Source organism: Devosia sp., assembly GCF_017307495.1.
Taxonomy (GTDB): Bacteria; Pseudomonadota; Alphaproteobacteria; order Rhizobiales; family Devosiaceae; genus Devosia_A.
The window spans coordinates 64,089-80,378 of the sequence record NZ_JAFKHE010000013.1 but is presented as its reverse complement, the minus strand read 5'-3'; the positions used below and the strand labels follow the sequence as shown (position 1 = coordinate 80,378).

General features: G+C 67.2%; 18 protein-coding genes. 13 read left to right on the top strand and 5 right to left on the bottom strand.

All coding sequences use genetic code 11. The features are described 5' to 3' along the window. Positions 1 to 52: 52 nt before the first annotated feature. Together J0I99_RS03740 and J0I99_RS03735 are read right to left on the bottom strand one after the other, a co-directional pair. The gene (locus J0I99_RS03740) at positions 53 to 550 is read right to left on the bottom strand and encodes a 2,4'-dihydroxyacetophenone dioxygenase family protein (protein ID WP_291395941.1); all 498 of its coding nucleotides are present in this window, start codon (positions 548 to 550) and stop codon (positions 53 to 55) included. Between the two features lie 96 nt (positions 551 to 646). Further along, positions 647 to 1,585 (bottom strand): Gfo/Idh/MocA family oxidoreductase, encoded by a 939-nt coding sequence (locus tag J0I99_RS03735; RefSeq protein WP_291395940.1) that lies wholly within the window; start codon positions 1,583 to 1,585, stop codon positions 647 to 649. A 123-nt stretch (positions 1,586 to 1,708) separates the two neighbouring features. On the opposite strand from J0I99_RS03735, the gene J0I99_RS03730 reads away from it, so the two are divergent. Beyond that, positions 1,709 to 1,909 (top strand): hypothetical protein, encoded by a 201-nt coding sequence (locus tag J0I99_RS03730; protein ID WP_291391632.1) that lies wholly within the window; start codon positions 1,709 to 1,711, stop codon positions 1,907 to 1,909. An 18-nt stretch (positions 1,910 to 1,927) separates the two neighbouring features. On the opposite strand, the gene J0I99_RS03725 is transcribed toward J0I99_RS03730, so the two are convergent. After that, entirely contained in the window at positions 1,928 to 3,199 is a 1,272-nt protein-coding gene (locus tag J0I99_RS03725; protein WP_291395939.1) for a glycerate kinase, read from the bottom strand. A 279-nt stretch (positions 3,200 to 3,478) separates the two neighbouring features. Here J0I99_RS03725 and J0I99_RS03720 point away from each other — a divergent pair, with 279 nt between their 5' ends. The 6 genes from J0I99_RS03720 (at position 3,479) to J0I99_RS03695 (ending at position 6,815) form a co-directional block, all read left to right on the top strand. Then, the gene (locus J0I99_RS03720) at positions 3,479 to 3,934 is read left to right on the top strand and encodes a hypothetical protein (RefSeq protein ID WP_291395937.1); all 456 of its coding nucleotides are present in this window, start codon (positions 3,479 to 3,481) and stop codon (positions 3,932 to 3,934) included. Positions 3,935 to 4,017: 83 nt separating this feature from the next. Continuing rightward, positions 4,018 to 4,740: a DUF1045 domain-containing protein gene (locus tag J0I99_RS03715; RefSeq protein WP_291395936.1), complete on the top strand. Its 723-nt coding sequence runs from the start codon at positions 4,018 to 4,020 to the stop codon at positions 4,738 to 4,740. After that, the gene (locus J0I99_RS03710; RefSeq protein WP_291395934.1) at positions 4,718 to 5,854 is read left to right on the top strand and encodes an alpha-D-ribose 1-methylphosphonate 5-triphosphate diphosphatase; all 1,137 of its coding nucleotides are present in this window, start codon (positions 4,718 to 4,720) and stop codon (positions 5,852 to 5,854) included. The genes J0I99_RS03715 and J0I99_RS03710 overlap by 23 nt, the downstream gene beginning before the upstream one ends. After that, positions 5,854 to 6,408 (top strand): phosphonate metabolism protein/1,5-bisphosphokinase (PRPP-forming) PhnN, encoded by a 555-nt coding sequence (phnN, locus tag J0I99_RS03705; protein ID WP_291395932.1) that lies wholly within the window; start codon positions 5,854 to 5,856, stop codon positions 6,406 to 6,408. The genes J0I99_RS03710 and phnN overlap by 1 nt, the downstream gene beginning before the upstream one ends. A 55-nt stretch (positions 6,409 to 6,463) precedes the next feature. Next, positions 6,464 to 6,613, top strand: coding sequence for a hypothetical protein (locus J0I99_RS03700; protein ID WP_291389910.1), 150 nt, complete (start codon positions 6,464 to 6,466; stop codon positions 6,611 to 6,613). Beyond that, positions 6,606 to 6,815, top strand: coding sequence for a hypothetical protein (locus J0I99_RS03695; RefSeq protein ID WP_291395929.1), 210 nt, complete (start codon positions 6,606 to 6,608; stop codon positions 6,813 to 6,815). The genes J0I99_RS03700 and J0I99_RS03695 overlap by 8 nt, the downstream gene beginning before the upstream one ends. Positions 6,816 to 6,882: 67 nt before the next feature. On the opposite strand, the gene J0I99_RS03690 is transcribed toward J0I99_RS03695, so the two are convergent. Then, positions 6,883 to 7,194: a septal ring lytic transglycosylase RlpA family protein gene (locus J0I99_RS03690; RefSeq protein ID WP_291389912.1), complete on the bottom strand. Its 312-nt coding sequence runs from the start codon at positions 7,192 to 7,194 to the stop codon at positions 6,883 to 6,885. A 465-nt stretch (positions 7,195 to 7,659) separates the two neighbouring features. Between J0I99_RS03690 and J0I99_RS03685 the strand changes: the two genes are divergently transcribed. The 4 genes from J0I99_RS03685 to J0I99_RS03670 all read left to right on the top strand — a co-directional run bounded on the left by J0I99_RS03685 (position 7,660) and on the right by J0I99_RS03670 (position 12,586). Beyond that, a complete protein-coding gene (locus J0I99_RS03685; RefSeq protein ID WP_291395927.1) occupies positions 7,660 to 9,009 on the top strand; it encodes an NAD(P)-dependent oxidoreductase in 1,350 nt (449 codons plus the stop codon). 10 nt (positions 9,010 to 9,019) lie between these two features. Next, the gene (gene preA, locus J0I99_RS03680; protein ID WP_291395925.1) at positions 9,020 to 10,336 is read left to right on the top strand and encodes an NAD-dependent dihydropyrimidine dehydrogenase subunit PreA; all 1,317 of its coding nucleotides are present in this window, start codon (positions 9,020 to 9,022) and stop codon (positions 10,334 to 10,336) included. 241 nt (positions 10,337 to 10,577) lie between these two features. Next, the gene (locus tag J0I99_RS03675; RefSeq protein WP_291395923.1) at positions 10,578 to 11,561 is read left to right on the top strand and encodes a GGDEF domain-containing protein; all 984 of its coding nucleotides are present in this window, start codon (positions 10,578 to 10,580) and stop codon (positions 11,559 to 11,561) included. Positions 11,562 to 11,662: 101 nt separating this feature from the next. Beyond that, positions 11,663 to 12,586: a DMT family transporter gene (locus J0I99_RS03670; protein ID WP_291390875.1), complete on the top strand. Its 924-nt coding sequence runs from the start codon at positions 11,663 to 11,665 to the stop codon at positions 12,584 to 12,586. On the opposite strand, the gene J0I99_RS03665 is transcribed toward J0I99_RS03670, so the two are convergent. Further along, positions 12,583 to 13,278, bottom strand: a complete 696-nt coding sequence (locus J0I99_RS03665) for a TetR family transcriptional regulator C-terminal domain-containing protein (RefSeq protein WP_291395922.1) — start codon at positions 13,276 to 13,278, stop codon at positions 12,583 to 12,585. The two genes, J0I99_RS03670 and J0I99_RS03665, sit on opposite strands and share 4 nt — an antisense overlap. Before the next feature lie 116 nt (positions 13,279 to 13,394). Between J0I99_RS03665 and J0I99_RS03660 the strand changes: the two genes are divergently transcribed. Together J0I99_RS03660 and J0I99_RS03655 are read left to right on the top strand one after the other, a co-directional pair. Then, positions 13,395 to 14,726: an aspartate aminotransferase family protein gene (locus tag J0I99_RS03660; protein WP_291395920.1), complete on the top strand. Its 1,332-nt coding sequence runs from the start codon at positions 13,395 to 13,397 to the stop codon at positions 14,724 to 14,726. 66 nt (positions 14,727 to 14,792) lie between these two features. After that, positions 14,793 to 16,289 (top strand): CoA-acylating methylmalonate-semialdehyde dehydrogenase, encoded by a 1,497-nt coding sequence (locus tag J0I99_RS03655; RefSeq protein WP_291395919.1) that lies wholly within the window; start codon positions 14,793 to 14,795, stop codon positions 16,287 to 16,289. Position 16,290: the final 1 nt, after the last annotated feature.

The window sequence follows — 16,290 nt, the reverse complement described above, 5'->3', positions numbered from 1 at the left end:
CTCGCGTCCCCTCTCCCCTCTGGGGAGAGGGTCAGGGTGAGGGGAAGTCCGGTCAGCGCACGAACTGGTGGACGTAATCCGCGCCCAGCCCGACCTTCTCGTAGTGCTTCCGACACATGTCGATCTTGGTGAAGACGTCCTCGAAACCGACCTGCCTGTTGTCCTTGTCGAGATAGACCATGCAGCCCGAGATGTTGAAGAAGGTGATCATCTCGGCGCAATCCTCGGGAACCGTCAGGGTGTGGATTTCGCCTGGCGGTTCAAAGACATAGGAGCCGGTCTCGGCGACCCAGTCGTGCTCGAGATAGTGCCAGCGGCCCTTGATGACGTAGCCGTGCACCGGCTGCGGATGCAGGTGCCTGGAGAGGATGCCGGCGCGGCGGACGCGCAGCAGGTTGCACCACTGGCCCTGGAGCGTGTTGAGGAAGAGCGGGCGGAACCAGACGCCCTCGGCCTGCGGGACCCAGACGCGCTCGTCGTCGGGCAGCGCGGTGATGGCGATTTCCTTGGGCGCAAGCGGGTGCGCCGAGCCGTTGAAGGTCTCGTACATGCGGTCCTCCTCATCTGGTATGGTAGGTGTACCGAGCTGGAACTCGATGCACCAGTGCACCAAATGTCTAGCCCAAGTCCGGCGGCGGCAGTTGAACTACCAGTGGAACTCTTCCACGTTCTCGCGCGCGCCGAGCAGGAAGGCGTCGCCGATGAGGCGCAGGGGCGCACCGTCCATCTCGGACCTGCCCTTCCTGAGCAGCTTGGCGAAGCGCTCGTAGATCGCCTCGTATTCCTCGGACGGATTGGCGACGGTTTCCGTGCCATCGACCTTGAGCACGGTGCCGCCCTTTTCGAGCTTCAGCTGGGTGCCCTTGCGGGTCTCGATGGCGATGGTCCAGATCTCGCCCGACTCCTCGAGCCAGTTGAAGCCGGCCGACATCTTCGGGGCATGCTTGTGGACCGACTTGAAGACGATCTCGACATCGACCGGGGTCTGCCGGTTGGCCGGGAACTTCAGCGTGGCGCGCTCGACGAAGACGGGGAACGGCATGATCCTGGTGAAGATCGACATCGCGTTGATGCCCGGATCGCAGACGCCGAAGCCGCCCGGCTCCCATACCCACTCCTGGCCGGGATGCCACTTGCGCACGCTCTCGCGCCAGTCGATGCGAACAGAGGCGACGCCCTCGTCCTTGAGGATGAGCCTCGCGGCCTCGACGGCGGCGTTGTAGCGGCTGTGCCAGGTCTGGAACAGGACCGCGCCCTTCTTCTCGCCATAGGCGACGAGGTCCTCGAACTCGGTGATGGTGGGGGTCGGCGGCTTTTCCAGCAGCACGTCCTTGCCGGCGTCGATCGCCTCGCGGACAAAGGCGTGGCGCACGCCCGGGGGCGTGCAGATGGCGACGAGGCCGACTTCGGGCATGGCCTTGTAGAGTTCGGCCGGGGTCCTGAACACCGGGACGTCGCGATGGCCGAGGCCGCGGGTCGAGACGCAGGCGGCGAGCTCGAAGTCCGGGCTCTTGTCGATCACCGGCAGGTGCTGGTCCTGCGCGATCTTGCCGATGCCGATGACGGCGATCTTCTTTCTGGCCATGTGCGGCGTCTCCCTGAAGCGGGGCGCACTTAAGGGGAAGTCGGGGCGGAAGGGAAGTTCCCCGACACGCAAAATCGTCCGGCCGGGGACGGTTGGTGTATGGTGGTCGCAAAGGAGACGGCCATGTCACGGGCATTCGTCAGCGAAGGCGGCAGCGTGCCGCAGGTCTATGGCAGCAAGGAGAGCGCCGAGAGCGCAGCCAACATCCAGCGCGCCATGGACGGACACCGGTACGACTATGAAGTGCGGCCGCGCGAGCGCGGCGGCTACATGGTGGCGCGACTGACCAAGGACGGCGACTTCGACAGCTGGGTCGAGGAATGATCCGCCTCGCGGCGGCGGCTACCTGACGATGATGGCGCGGAAGTCGTTGACGTTGGTGCCGGTGGGGCCGGTGGTGAACAGGCCGCCGATGGCGCGGAAGGCGTTGTAGGCGTCGTTGTCGGCGAGCGCGGCGCGCGGGTCGATGCCGGCGGCCCGCATGCGCGCGGCGGTGGTGCCGTCGCAGACGGCGCCGGCATTGTCCCCTGCCCCGTCGATGCCATCGGTATCGGCGGCAAGCGCGGTGATCCCGGTAGTGCCCTCGACGGCAATGGCGAAGGCGAGCAGGAACTCGGCATTGCGGCCGCCGCGGCCGGTGCCGCGCAGGGTGACGGTGGTTTCGCCGCCCGAAAGGAGAACTGCGGGCCGGGCGAAGGGGCGGTTGCGCCGGCTCACTTCGCGGGCCAGGGCGGCGAGCACGCCGGCAACGTCGCGCGCCTCGCCCTCGACGGCGTCGGAGAGGATGTGCGCCTGCAACCCGGCATCCTGCGCTGCGGCGGCGGCGGCGTCGAGCGACAGGGCCGCAGAGGCGATGATGCGGGTGGAGTTGTGCCGGAAACGCGGGTCGGCCGGTCCCGGCGCCGGGTTGGCGTCGGAGGCGAGCAGTGCTTCGGCCGGCTGCGGCAGCTTCAACCGATAGAGGGCGGCGAGGTGGCGGGCCTCGGCGCGGGTGGTGGCCATGGGCACGGTGGGGCCGGAGGCAACGAGGGAGGGGTCGTCGCCGGGGATATCGGAGACGACGAGGGTGGCGACGCGGGCGGGAGCGGCCATGGCGGCGAGGCGGCCGCCCTTGATGGCGCTGAGTTCGTTGCGGATGACGTTCATCACCGAGATCGGCGCGCCGGAGGCGAGCAGCACCTCGTTGGCCGCCTGCTCGTCCTCGAAGCTGAGACCGGCGGCCGGTTGCGGCAGGAGCGCCGAGCCGCCGCCCGAAATCAGCGCGACCACGAGATCATCGTGGCTGAGGCCGGAGACGGTTTCCATCAGCCGGCGGGCGGCGAGGTAGCCGGCAATGTCGGGAACGGGATGGGCGGCTTCGACGATCTCGATGCGCTCGCAGGGGACGGCATAACCGTAGCGGGTGACCACGAGGCCCTTGTCGATGCGGTACGGCCAGGCCCGCTCGAAGGCCTGCGCCATCTGGGCCGAGGCCTTGCCGGCCCCGATGACGATGGTCCGGCCGGCCGGCGGGGCGGGCAGGTTGGCGGCTATGGCATGCTGAGGCTGCGCAGCATCCACGGCGCGATGATAGAGCCGCTCGAGAAGGTCCCGGTCCATGAGGCGTGTCGTCATCCCTGTTGCCGGCATAGTGGCGGGGGCATGCGCCTGGTGCAAGCCGGCCATCTTCATCATCATTCCGCGATCGCCTTGTGCAACCGGCTGCATTGCCCAAATAGGGCGGCAAGGGACCGGCCCGCAGGTGTAGCGGTTGCGCAACGGTTGGCTGAACGTCGGCTAAACGGGAACCTCAGCAGGGGTTCAAGAGTCACACGGTAGTTGCCGGCCCACAAAAGCAAAGTCATAGTCAGGCGGTCGTGGACGCGACCGGATGGCCCTACGCCAGGAACCGAAATGAACGTTATTCGTCCCCTCGCGGGCGTCGTGTTCGCGATACTGATGTGTGTGCCGGCCATTGCCGCAGAAGTTGTACCGCTCGCACCCGGCGGGGGCCTCCCCATCGACAAGACGGAGATCGTCGACAGCACGCCGAAGTCGCCGACCAGAGTCGAGCGGTCTTCCTCTTCTTCGGACTATGTCGAGGAACCGGCGCTGCAGGCCCGGCACTTCGGGCTGCAGGTCGCCCTCGACTGCGCCGTCGCCAGCCAGCCCAACGCCATCGTGGTGGTGAACAAGAGCGCCGAGGAGCTGCCGCCGGGCACGCGCATCAAGTGGCAGCTGAAGAGCGAGGGCCAGGTCGGCTTCTTCGCCCTGCTGGGCCCGCTCGCCGGCGGCCAGACGCTGGTGGCCGACAATGTGCTGCCGGGCGCCGCGCCGCAATCGGCGCCGTGCAGCGCCAGGGTGCTCTGAGTTCGGCGGCCGGCTTGCCGGGCTGACAAAAAACTGACATCGAACCCGGCTAGTCACCCCCGACTTCCAGCCGAGCCGCGCCGATGCCCGAACGCTTTGCCATCTACTATGCGCCCGCCGCGGACGATCCGCTGTGGGCCAAGGCCGCCGAATGGCTGGGCCGCGACCCGCTGACCGGGGCGACGATCGACGGACCGCTGCATGCGACGGCAAGGAACGCGCTGTTCGAGCGCAGCATCTCGGCCCGGCGCTACGGCTTCCACGCGACGATAAAGGCGCCGATGGCGCTGGCCGAGGGCAGGACACGCGCCGAACTCGAGGCGGCGCTGGACGAGTACGTGTCGGCGACGGAGCCGGTGGCGATCGGGCCGATCAAGCTGGCGCTGATCGACGGCTTCCTGGCGCTCATTCCGGCCACGCAGAGCGAGGCGCTTACCGCCTTTGCCGGCGACGTGGTCGAGACGTTCGATCCGTTCCGCGCCCCGCCCTCGGACGAGGAACGGGCCCGGCGGGTCAAGAACGGCAATCTCAGCCCACGCCAGCTCGAGTTGCTCGAGGGCTACGGCTATCCGTACGTGTTCGAGCAGTTCCAGCTGCACATGACGCTGACCGACCGGCTGCCGGAAGGTGAGCGCGCGGCCTACATGCAGGCGGCGGCCGAGCACTTCGGCCCGCTGGCCGAAGCGGACATGGCGGTGGACAGGCTGGTCCTGTTCCACGAGCCCGAGGCCGGCGCACCGTTCGCGCGGCTCGACGATTTCATGCTGACCGGGGAGACTGCCGATGCGCGAATTCGCGCTCGCTAACGCCAGGATCGTGCTTGCCGACGAGGTGATCGAGGGCTCCGTGCTGGTGCGCGACGGGGTGATCGCCGAGATCGACGCCGGCACCGGCCGGGTCGGCGAAGATGTCGAGGGCGACTATGTCGTGCCGGGCCTCGTCGAACTGCACACCGACCACTTCGAGAACCACTACCGGCCGCGGCCGGGGGTCACCTGGAACGCCCTGGCGGCGCTGCAGAGCCATGACGCGCAGGTGGCGGGCGCCGGCATCACGACGGTGTTCGACGCGGTGCGGATCGGTTCGGATCCGGAGACGGGCGACATCACCGAGGACGTGGCTGCCATGGTCGAGGCGGTGGCGCATGCCGATGCCGACGACCGGCTCAGGGCCGACCACCACATCCACCTTCGCTGCGAACTGGCGACACCGGACGTGGCCGAGCATTTCGACGCGCATTGCGCCAACCCGATCGTCGGGCTGGCCTCGCTGATGGACCATACGCCGGGCGCCCGGCAGTATGTGACGCTCGACCACTACGTCGCCTACTACCAGAAGAAGATGCGCTTTTCGGATGCCGAGATGACGCAGTTCATCGCCGACCGGCAGGCGGAACGGGACAAGTACGCCGACGCCAACCGCGCCGCGATCCTGAAGCGCGGCCGCGAGATCGGCCTCGCCTTCGCCAGCCACGACGACGCCACGGTCGAGCATGTCGACGAGGCGGTACGCGACGGCATGAGCATCGCGGAATTCCCCACCACGATGGACGCGGCCAGGGCCTGCCACGCGGCCGGGCTCGCCGTGCTGATGGGGGCGCCGAACGTGGTGCGCGGCAAGTCGCACAACGGCAATATCTCCGCAGCCGAGCTGGCCAAGGCCGGCGTCCTCGACGTGCTGAGTTCCGACTACGTGCCGTTCGCGCTGATGTATGCGACGTTCCTGCTGCCGGAGCGGGCCGACAACATCACGCTGCCGCAGGCCGTGCAGATGGTGAGCAAGCGCCCGGCCGAGGCGGCGCATCTCAACGACCGCGGGGAGATCGCGGTGGGCAAGCGCGCCGACCTGGTGCGCGTGCGGCGCACCGACCCCGTGCCGGTGGTGCGCGGGGTGTGGCGGCAAGGCAAGCGGGTCAGCTGATGAGCGAGGGGGCCCTCGTCCTCGTCGTCGGCCCTTCGGGCGCCGGCAAGGACACGCTGATCGGGGCGGCCAAGACCGCGCTGGCGGGGGACCCGCGCTTCACCTTCCCGCGCCGCGTGGTGACGCGGCAGGCGATGGTCGAGCTCGAGGATCACGACAGCATCGATGCGGCCGAGTTCGCCCGGCAGAAGCTGCGCGGCGCCTATGCCCTCGACTGGGAGGCGCACGGCCTGTGCTATGGCGTGCCGGCCGCGATCGAGGCGGCCATGGTCGCGGGCCGGGTCGTGGTGGTGAACACCTCGCGCCGGGTGATCGAGCGGGCGATCGAGAAATACCCCAGCTGCCACGTGCTGCTGGTGACCGCCGAACCGGAAGTGCGGGCGCGGCGCCTGGCCGGGCGCGGGCGCGAGGGCGCCGACGAGGTTGCGGCGCGGCTGGCGCGCGAGGGCGCGCCGGTGCCGGAAGGCGTCAGTGCCGTCACCATCGACAACTCCGCATCGCTGGACCAGGGCGTGGCGCGCTTTGTCGATGCACTCAGGCTGATCGCCGGTTGAACCAATGCCGGGCTGCGGCGTTGCACCCCGGCAGCGTCAACTGAAGGGTCCCGGCATGACCAGAAGCTCGCTCTACATCGTGATCGCCACGCTGGCCGCGCTTGCCGTCGGCTTCGGCGTCTATATCGCCTACCAGCAGTCGCAGCGCCCGGCGCTGGAGATCCGCGTCGACGACGGGGGAATCAAGATCGATGGCAATGGTTGACGAGTCCCTCAGGACGCAGCAGATCGAAGAGGCCCTGAAGCACGCCCTGGCGCGGCAGAAGGTGGAAAAGGTCGCCGAGCTCGACCTCACCATGCTGGCCGTCGACATCGAGGCGCTGATCGGCCTGGAGCCGGTCAATCCGATCGACCCCGAGGGCGACGGATTGACGAGCAGCGAACTGAACGCGGCCAACGACCTGTAGGCGGGCATGACAAAGGGGCCGCCCGGCTGTCCCGGGCGACCCCCTGAATTGGCTCCGACTGCGGTGGTCAGAGTTCGGCGATGCAGACCTTGCCGACGCCGGACGCCTGGGTTCCGAGCTTGGCGGCTGCCGCCTTGGAGAGGTCGATGATGCGGCCCTTGGCATAGGGACCGCGGTCGTTGATTGTGACCTTGATGGACTTCCCCGTCCGCTGGTTCGTGACCTTCACGACGGTACCGAGGGGAAGGCTCTTGTGGGCGGCGGTCATTGCATTCTCGTTGAACCGCTCGCCCGAGGCCGTCTTCTTGCCGTGGAAACCTGGTCCATACCAGGACGCCCCACCGCACTGGTCGGCCAAGGCACCGGTAACGGAAGTCATGAGGCCCGTTACCAGGGCGGCGACCAGAACGATATTCCTATTCAACCTTCAACTACTCACGCTTGTTACGACGGGGCGGAACAAGCTTTGGCGGTGTGGCGAGAATATGAACCGAATATGAACAGGTCACCTGCAAGTGCAACAGTTGCACAAATGCATCAGCTGGATTCTGTCCCGGGATTCGATTTCTGACTGGAATTCCAGGGCCTTGTCCCGACGACGGGAATGACTCGCCGTTCCTTGGCGCCATACGAAAAAAATCCGCGCGGAGCCGCGCCCGGGCATCGCCGGGCAGCGATGGCGGACGGCTTTCGGCAAGATCCGGCACGTTTTCGGGGGCCGGCGGGGAGGCGGCGCGCCTCGGTCGAGGGTCAGCATTTTTCTCATTTTTGACCAATTGATAAAATTTCGGCGCTGCGTTAGCGTCCCTCTCTGGAATGGCTCTAGGGAGAGAGGGAGCGGCCGATGAGCGAGGGTATGCTCAAGCAAGGCATCGTACCGGGGCGGCTGGAACCCGGCCAATACGCACGGAATTTCTCGGACCTGCATCCGCGGCTGGACAAGCACGAAGCGTTCGTCGAGGCCGACCGCTGCTACTTCTGCTTCGATGCCCCGTGCATGCATGCCTGCCCGACCTCGATCGACATCCCGATGTTCATCCGGGAGATTTCGACCGACAATCCGCTCGGGGCGGCCGAGACGATCTTCGAGCAGAACATCCTGGGCGGCATGTGCGCCCGGGTCTGCCCCACCGAGCAGCTGTGCGAGGAGGCCTGCGTGCGCATGGAGGCCGAGGGCAAGCCGGTCAAGATCGGCCAGCTGCAGCGCTACGCGACCGACATCGCCATGGAAGAGAACGCGCAGTTCTTCGAGCGCGCCCCCTCGACCGGCAAGAAGATCGCAGTGGTGGGCGCCGGCCCGGCCGGCCTCGCGGCGGCGCACCGGCTGGCCGTGCACGGCCACGACGTCACCATCTATGACGCGCGGCCCAAGGCCGGCGGGCTCAACGAATACGGCATCGCCACCTACAAGACGCCCGACGGTTTTGCGCAGGCGGAAGTCGAGTATGTCACCGCGATCGGCGGCATCGACATCGAGCTCGGCCAGGCGCTGGGCAAGGAGCTGTCGCTCGAGGGCCTGCTCAAGACGCATGACGCGGTGTTCCTCGGCGTGGGACTGGGCGGCGTGAATGCGCTGCGGGCGGAGGGCGAGAGCACCGCCGACGACGGGCTCGCCGCCGCCGTCGACTTCATCTCGGAACTGCGCCAGAGCGACGACCTGTCCAAGCTCCCCGTCGGCCGCCGGATCGTGGTGATCGGCGGCGGCATGACGGCGATCGACGCGGCCGTGCAATCCAAGCTGCTGGGCGCCGAGGACGTGACGATCTGCTACCGGCGCGGGCAGGAGCACATGAACGCCTCGGGCTTCGAGCAGGACCTGGCGGCCTCCAAGGGTGTCCGGATCCGGCACTGGCTGCAGCCCAAGCGTATCCTGACCGAGAACGGCCGGGTGACCGGCATCGAGCTCGAATACACCACGCTGACGGATGGCCGGCTGGTCGGCATGGGCCACACCCTGACGCTGCCCGCCGACCAGGTGTTCAAGGCCATCGGCCAGACGCTCGAGGACGAGACGGCGGCCGGGCTGGCGCTGAGCGGCGGCCGCATCGCCGTCGACGCCGAGGGCCGCACATCGCGGCCGGGCGTATGGGCCGGCGGCGACTGCATCGACAAGGGCGACGACCTGACGGTGACGGCGGTGGCGCAGGGACGCGACGCGGCCGAGAGCATCCACCGTTACCTGAGCGGAAACTGAGGAGAGAGCCATGGCTGACATCCGCAACAATTTCGTCGGGATCAAATCGCCCAATCCGTTCTGGCTGGCGTCCGCGCCGCCGACCGACAAGGCCTACAATGTCGAGCGCGCCTTCAAGGCCGGCTGGGGCGGCGTGGTGTGGAAGACGCTGGGCGAGGAAGGCCCGCCGGTGGTCAACGTCAACGGGCCGCGCTACGGCGCGATCTGGTCGGGCGACCGGCGGCTGATCGGGTTCAACAACATCGAGCTGATCACCGACCGGCAGCTGCAGCTCAACCTGCAGGAGATCAAGCAGGTCAAGAAGAACTGGCCCGACCGGGCATTGGTCGTCTCGATCATGGTGCCGTGCGACGAGGACAGCTGGAAGGCGATCCTGCCGCTGGTGGAAGAGACCGAAGCGGACGGCATCGAGCTGAATTTCGGCTGCCCGCACGGCATGAGCGAGCGCGGCATGGGCGCCGCCGTGGGCCAGGTGCCCGAATATGTCGAGATGGTCGTGCGCTGGTGCAAGCAGTACTCGCGCATGCCGGTGATCACCAAGCTGACGCCGAACATCACCGATATCCGCCGGCCGGCGCGCGCCGCCAAGAACGGCGGCACCGATGCGGTGAGCCTGATCAACACCATCAACTCGATCACCAGCGTCGACCTCGACCTGATGGCGCCGATGCCGACGATCGACGGCAAGGGCACGCATGGCGGCTATTGCGGTCCGGCGGCCAAGCCGATCGCGCTGCACATGGTCGCCGAGATCGCCCGCGACAAGGAAACCTACGGGCTGCCGATCTCGGGGATCGGCGGGGTGACGACGTGGCGCGACGCCGCCGAGTTCCTGGCGCTGGGGGCCGGCAACGTGCAGGTGTGCACCGCGGCCATGGTCTATGGCTTCAAGATCGTCGAGGAGATGATCTCGGGGCTCTCGAACTGGATGGACGAGAAGGGGTATCGCACGCTCGACGATTTTTCGGGCCGCGCGGTGCGCAACGTCACCGACTGGCAGTTCCTCAACCTCAACTACATCACCAAGGCGCATATCGACCAGGAAACGTGCATCAAGTGCGGCCGCTGTCACATCGCCTGCGAGGACACCTCGCACCAGGCGATCATGAAGGAGAAGGACGGCAAGCGGCACTTCGAGGTGATGGACGACGAATGCGTCGGCTGTAACCTGTGCGTCAACGTGTGCCCGGTCGAGGACTGCATCACCATGATCGCGCTCCAGCCGGGCATGCTGGACGAGCGGACCAACAGGGTGGTCGAGCCGACCTACGCCAACTGGACCACGCACCCCAACAACCCAATGCGCAAGGTCGAGCCGGCCGAATAAACCGGCCCGACCCGCAAGTCATGCAAGCCCGGCGAGCTGCGGCTCCCGGGCTTCTTGCTGCGATCCTTCTTGTCGCTCTCCCGGGATCCGGGTGGGGAGAGTCAGGTCTCTCCCGCGAGCCGGGCCGCAGTGTTCCGGCGACGCTTAAGACTGCATCAACCATCTACCGTTAGCCCATGATGTCGCTAAGGGATTGGCAAAGAGCTGCTTGCTAGGTTCCGGGCGCCAGGGGGATGCGGGTATGGGTTTTTTCGGCGCACCGAAGCGGACGACGGGTGGGAGCGAGTTGCCAGCCCAGTTGCCCGATCCGGGCCGGCTGATGGCCGGCAGCGTCGCAGCGATGCTGCTGCTGGCGCTGACCGTGGTGTTTGCCGCCTACTACGCCATGCAGGCGATCGACCGGGCCGCCATCGCCGACGAGATCGAACGGGCAGAACGGGCGTTGCTGGTCGTTGGTTCCGGGCCCGGGACAGAAGCGCGGCTGCAGCAGGACTTCGTCCTCGATCGGGCACGCTTTGTCGCGCCGTCCGGCGTTGCGGCCGACGAGGTGTCGGTGCCTGCTCCCGGACGGGCCGAGGTGCTGGCGTGGACGCCGAGACGCATTGGCTCCGACATGTTCCTCCACCTCGCACCGCTGCGGCTGGCGGCTACCGGCGTGTTCCTGTTCGGCATCTTCACCATCCTGCGCAAGCTGCTGGGCATGACCCGCGAACTCGAGCGACGGCGGCGCGATGCGCATGAGCTGGCGCTGCACGATGCACTGACGGGGCTGGGTAACCGGCTGGCCTTCGACGGCTGGATCGAGGCCGCGGCGGCGCGCGGCGTCACCGAGATCGGGCTGCTCTATCTCGACCTCGACGACTTCAAGGCGATCAACGACCGGATGGGGCATGGCGCCGGCGACGAACTGCTGAAAACCGTCGCGCAGCGCCTGGCGAACCTCGCCGGGGACGGCGACCTGGTGGCCCGCATGGGCGGCGACGAGTTCGCCTTCGTGCGACAGGGTCCGATCGACCGGGCGGCGCTGGCGGAAATGGCGGCCGACATCGGCACCGCGCTGAGCGAGCCGATCCCCATCGGAGCGGGCGAAGTCGCGCTCGGCTCGAGCCTGGGGGCAGCCGTCGGCCGCCCCGGCGATCCGCAACTGGTCGCGGCGGCGGATGCGGCGCTCTATCGGGCCAAGGCACTGCCGGGCCACACCTTCGCCCTCGCGGAAGCTGCGTGAGCACTGGCGCCGGGAAAGGGTGCCCTGCCGGCGGCGGTTGCCGGCTTTTCTCGACCGTCGCGCCGCTATAGAGACGGCGGCGCTGGTTCGGGGAGCATACGGTGGCGGAAAGCGGAGCGGAGATCGAAGGGGCGGCCGATGGCCGGCAGCGGCTGCGCGCGCACCTCGCCATGCTGCTGTTCGCAAGCCTGATCGCCGGCTCGTTCACGTTCGGCGCGATGACCGTGCCCTATATCCACGCGGTGCCGCTCAATGCCCTGCGCTTCGTGCTGGCGGCCGGGTTCATGGGGCTCTATGCCTTTGGCATCGCGCGGCTGCGGTTTCGCTGGCCGGCTGCGCCCTGGCGCTTCGGCATCAACGGCTTCCTGACGGCCGTGTACTTCATCACGATGTTCATTGCCCTGACGATGACGAAGCCGGTCGCGACCAGCGCGGTCTATACGCTGGTGCCGATGATGACGGCGGTGACGGCGTGGTTCATCGTCGGGCAGCGATCCGGGCCGGCGGTGCTGGTCAGCCTGCTGCTCGCCGGCGCCGGGGCGATCTGGGTCATCTTCCGCGGCGATGTCGAGGCGCTCATGCGCTTCGACGTGGGCCAGGGCGAACTCATCTATCTCGTCGGCTGCATCACCTACTCGGTGTACACGCCGCTGCTCCGCCGCTTCAACCGCGGCGAGCCGGCGCTGGTGCTGAGCTTCTGGACGATGGTGGCGACGGCGTCCTGGATCGTGCTCTACGGGTTGCCGGAGGTGCTGGCGACGGACTGGCTGCATCTCGACCCGCTGGTGTGGTGGGTGGTGCTCTACCTCGCGATCGGGCCGACGGCGATCTGCTTCTTCCTGATCCAGTTCGCCTCGGCCCACCTGCCCGCCGCCAAGGTTGTCGCCTACGGCTATCTGGTACCGGCGTTCGTCATCCTGCTCGAGGGCATGGCCGGGCATGGCTGGGTGAGCTTCAGCGTCGCCCTGGGCGCATTGGTGACCGTGCTCGGGCTGGCGGTGCTGGCGCTGCTCAGGGACGCCTAGCGTTCCTTGGGCAAGAGCCCGTGCAGGAAGAGGTTCTCGAGGTAGCGGGCAGCGTCTTCGAAGCGGCCTTCGCCGCCGCGGTCCTTGCCGAGCACGGCGCGGACCTGGACGTCGAAATCGGCATAGTGCTGCGTGGTGGCCCAGATCGAAAAGATCATGTGGTAGGGATCGGTGCGCACGATCTTGCCGGCGTCCATCCAGCCCTCCATGATCTGCACCTTCTCGTCGACCAGCCCCTTGAGATCGGTCTCCAGCACGTCGAGCACGCGCGGCCCGCCCTGCAGCATCTCGTTGGCGAACAGCCGACTCTGGCGGGGATAGTCCCGGCTCATCTCGATCTTGCGCCGGATGTAGGAGCGCAGCTCCGTCACCGGGTCGCCGTCCGAATCGATCTCGCGCAGCGGAGCGAGCCAGACGTCGAGCATGGCGGTCATCAGGCGCTTGTAGATCTCTTCCTTGCGCGGGAAATAGTAGAGCAGGTTGGGCTTGCTCATCCCCGCCGCCTCGGCGATCTGGTCGATGGTGGCGCCGCGAAAACCCTCGCGCGAGAACACGTCGAGCGCGGCCTCGAGGATCACTTCCTGCTTCTCGCGCTGGATGCGGGTCTGGGCGCGCGCGCGCTTGCGGCCGGTCGGTTTCACCGCCCCCTGGCCGCCTTCGGCCTCCAGCATTTTCACCTTGATCAGCGGCATGGGAGTGATAACGTTTTTTCCAACTGGTCAAATTTCTGGATAACACATCCAAAGGTCAAGGGATAATAAAACTTGACCAGTACGATCAACAAATAGACTGCCAGGGAGTCATCAAGGTGTCCGACCGTCGCAATGTCACGCCAAACGATCTCAGCGCGTTCTGGATGCCGTTCACAGCCAACCGGCAGTTCAAGAAGGCGCCGCGCATGTTCGTGGGCGCCAAGGACATGCACTACACCACCTCCGACGGACGCAAGGTGCTGGACGGCACGGCGGGCCTGTGGTGCGTGAACGCTGGCCACTGCCGCCCCAAGATCGTCGAGGCGATCGCGACGCAGGCAGCCGAGATGGACTACGCGCCGGCCTTCCAGATGGGCCATCCCAAGGCGTTCGAGCTCGCCAACGCGCTGGTGTCGATCGCGCCGGAGGGGCTGAACCACGTGCTCTACACCAACTCCGGCTCGGAGTCGGTGGAGACGGCGCTGAAGGTGGCGCTGGCCTATCACCGGGTGAAGGGCGAGGGCAGCCGCTTCCGCCTGATCGGGCGCGAGCGCGGCTATCACGGCGTCAACTTCGGCGGCATCTCGGTGGGCGGCATCGTCACCAACCGCAAGATGTTCGGCACGCTGCTGACCGGCGTCGACCACATGCCGCACACCCATACCCCGGGCAAGAACCAGTTCACCCGCGGCGAGCGCGAGGGCGGCGGCGAGGACCTGGCGAGTGAACTCGAGCGCATCGTCACGCTGCATGACGCCTCGACCATCGCCGCGGTGATCGTCGAGCCGGTGGCCGGGTCGACCGGCGTGCTGATCCCGCCCAAGGGGTATCTGCAGAAGCTGCGCGAGATCACCAGGAAGCACGGCATCCTGCTGATCTTCGACGAAGTGATCACCGGCTTCGGCCGCGTCGGCACGCCGTTCGCGGCCGACTATTTCGGCGTCACGCCCGACATCATGGTGACGGCCAAGGGCCTGACCAACGGCACCATCCCGATGGGCGCGGTGCTGGTCACGTCCGAGATCCACGACGCCTTCATGCAGGGGCCGGAGCACGTCATCGAGTTCATGCACGGCTACACCTATTCGGGCAACCCGGTGGCGGCTGCGGCCGGCCTGGCGACGCTCGAGACCTACAAGGACGAGGGCCTGCTGACCCGCGGCGCCGAACTCGCCGACTACTGGGCCGATGCGCTGCATTCGCTCAAGGGCCTGCCGCATGTCATCGACATCCGCAACCTGGGCCTGATCGGCGCGGTGGAGCTGGAGCCGATCGCCGGCGCGCCGACCAAGCGCGCCTTCTCGGCCTTCGTGCAAGCCTACGAGAAGGGCATCCTGATCCGCACCACCGGCGACATCATCGCCCTGAGCCCGCCGCTGATCATCACCAAGGCGCAGATCGACGAACTGATCGGCACGCTTGGAGGCATCCTGAAGACGCTTGAGTAGAATGGAACGGATATTCTATATCACAGCGAATAGAATGAACGTTCCACACTAAGGGCGGAGACCTCGATGCAGACGATCCAGAATGCGATTGGCGGGAAGCTGGTCACCTCGACCAGCAGCCGCACCCAGCCGGTGTTCAACCCGGCGACCGGCGAGGCCATCGCCACCCTGCCGCTGTCGAGCGTCGACGAGATCAACTCGGCCGTGGCCGCGGCGAAGAAGGCCCTGCCCGGCTGGGCGGGGCTGACGCCGATGAAGCGCGCGCGGGTGCTGTTCAAGTTCAAGGAGCTGCTCGAGAAGCACTCCGACGAGCTGGCGCGGCTGATCTCGCTCGAGCATGGCAAGGTGCATGACGATGCGCTGGGCGAACTGGCGCGCGGCATCGACTGCGTCGACTTCGCGTGCGGCATCCCGCAGCTGCTGAAGGGCGAGTTCAGCCGCAATGTCGGCCCCTCGATCGACAGCTATTCGGACCGGCAGCCGCTCGGCGTCGTGGCCGGCATCACGCCGTTCAACTTCCCGGCCATGGTGCCGATGTGGATGTATCCGCTGGCCATCGCCTGCGGGAACACGTTCGTCTTGAAGCCGTCGGAGCGCGATCCCAGCGCGCCGATGTTCGCCTGGCAGCTGTTCATGGACGCGGGCCTGCCCGAGGGCGTGCTCAACGTCGTGCATGGCGACAAGGAAGCGGTCGACACGCTGCTCGACCATCCGGACATCAAGGCGGTGTCGTTCGTGGGCTCGACCCCGATCGCCGAGTACGTCTACCGGCGCGGCACGCAGGCGGGCAAGCGCGTGCAGGCGCTGGGCGGCGCCAAGAACCACATGATCATCATGCCCGACGCCGACATGGACCAGGCCGCCGACGCGCTGATGGGCGCCGGCTACGGCTCGGCCGGCGAGCGCTGCATGGCCATCTCGGTGGCGGTGCCGGTCGGCGACAGGACGGCCGATGCGCTGGTCGCCCGGCTCAAGCCGCGCGTCGAGGCGCTGAAGATTGGCCCCGCGACCGACAAGGACGCGCAGATGGGCCCGATCGTCTCGAGGGCGCAGCGCGACAAGATCGTCGGCTATATCGATAGCGGCGTCGAAGCGGGGGCCGAGCTCGTGGTCGACGGGCGCGGCTTCAAGCTGCAGGGCTACGAGAACGGCTTCTTCGTCGGCGGCACCCTGTTCGACCACGTGAAGCCGGACATGAAGATCTACCGCGAGGAGATCTTCGGGCCGGTGCTGAGCGTGGTGCGGGCCAAGTCGTACCAGGATGCGGTCGACCTGATCCACGGCCACGAATATGCCAATGGCACGGCGATCTTCACCCGCGACGGCGACGCCGCGCGCGACTTCGCCGACAAGATCGAGGTGGGCATGGTCGGCATCAACGTGCCGATCCCGGTGCCGGTGGCCTACCACTCGTTCGGCGGCTGGAAGCGCTCGCTGTTCGGCGACCACTCGATCTACGGGCCCGAGGGGGTGCACTTCTATACCCGCCTCAAGACCGTGACGACGCGCTGGCCGGCAGGGATCAAATCCGGCGCGGAATTCACCTTCCCGAGCATGAAGTAAG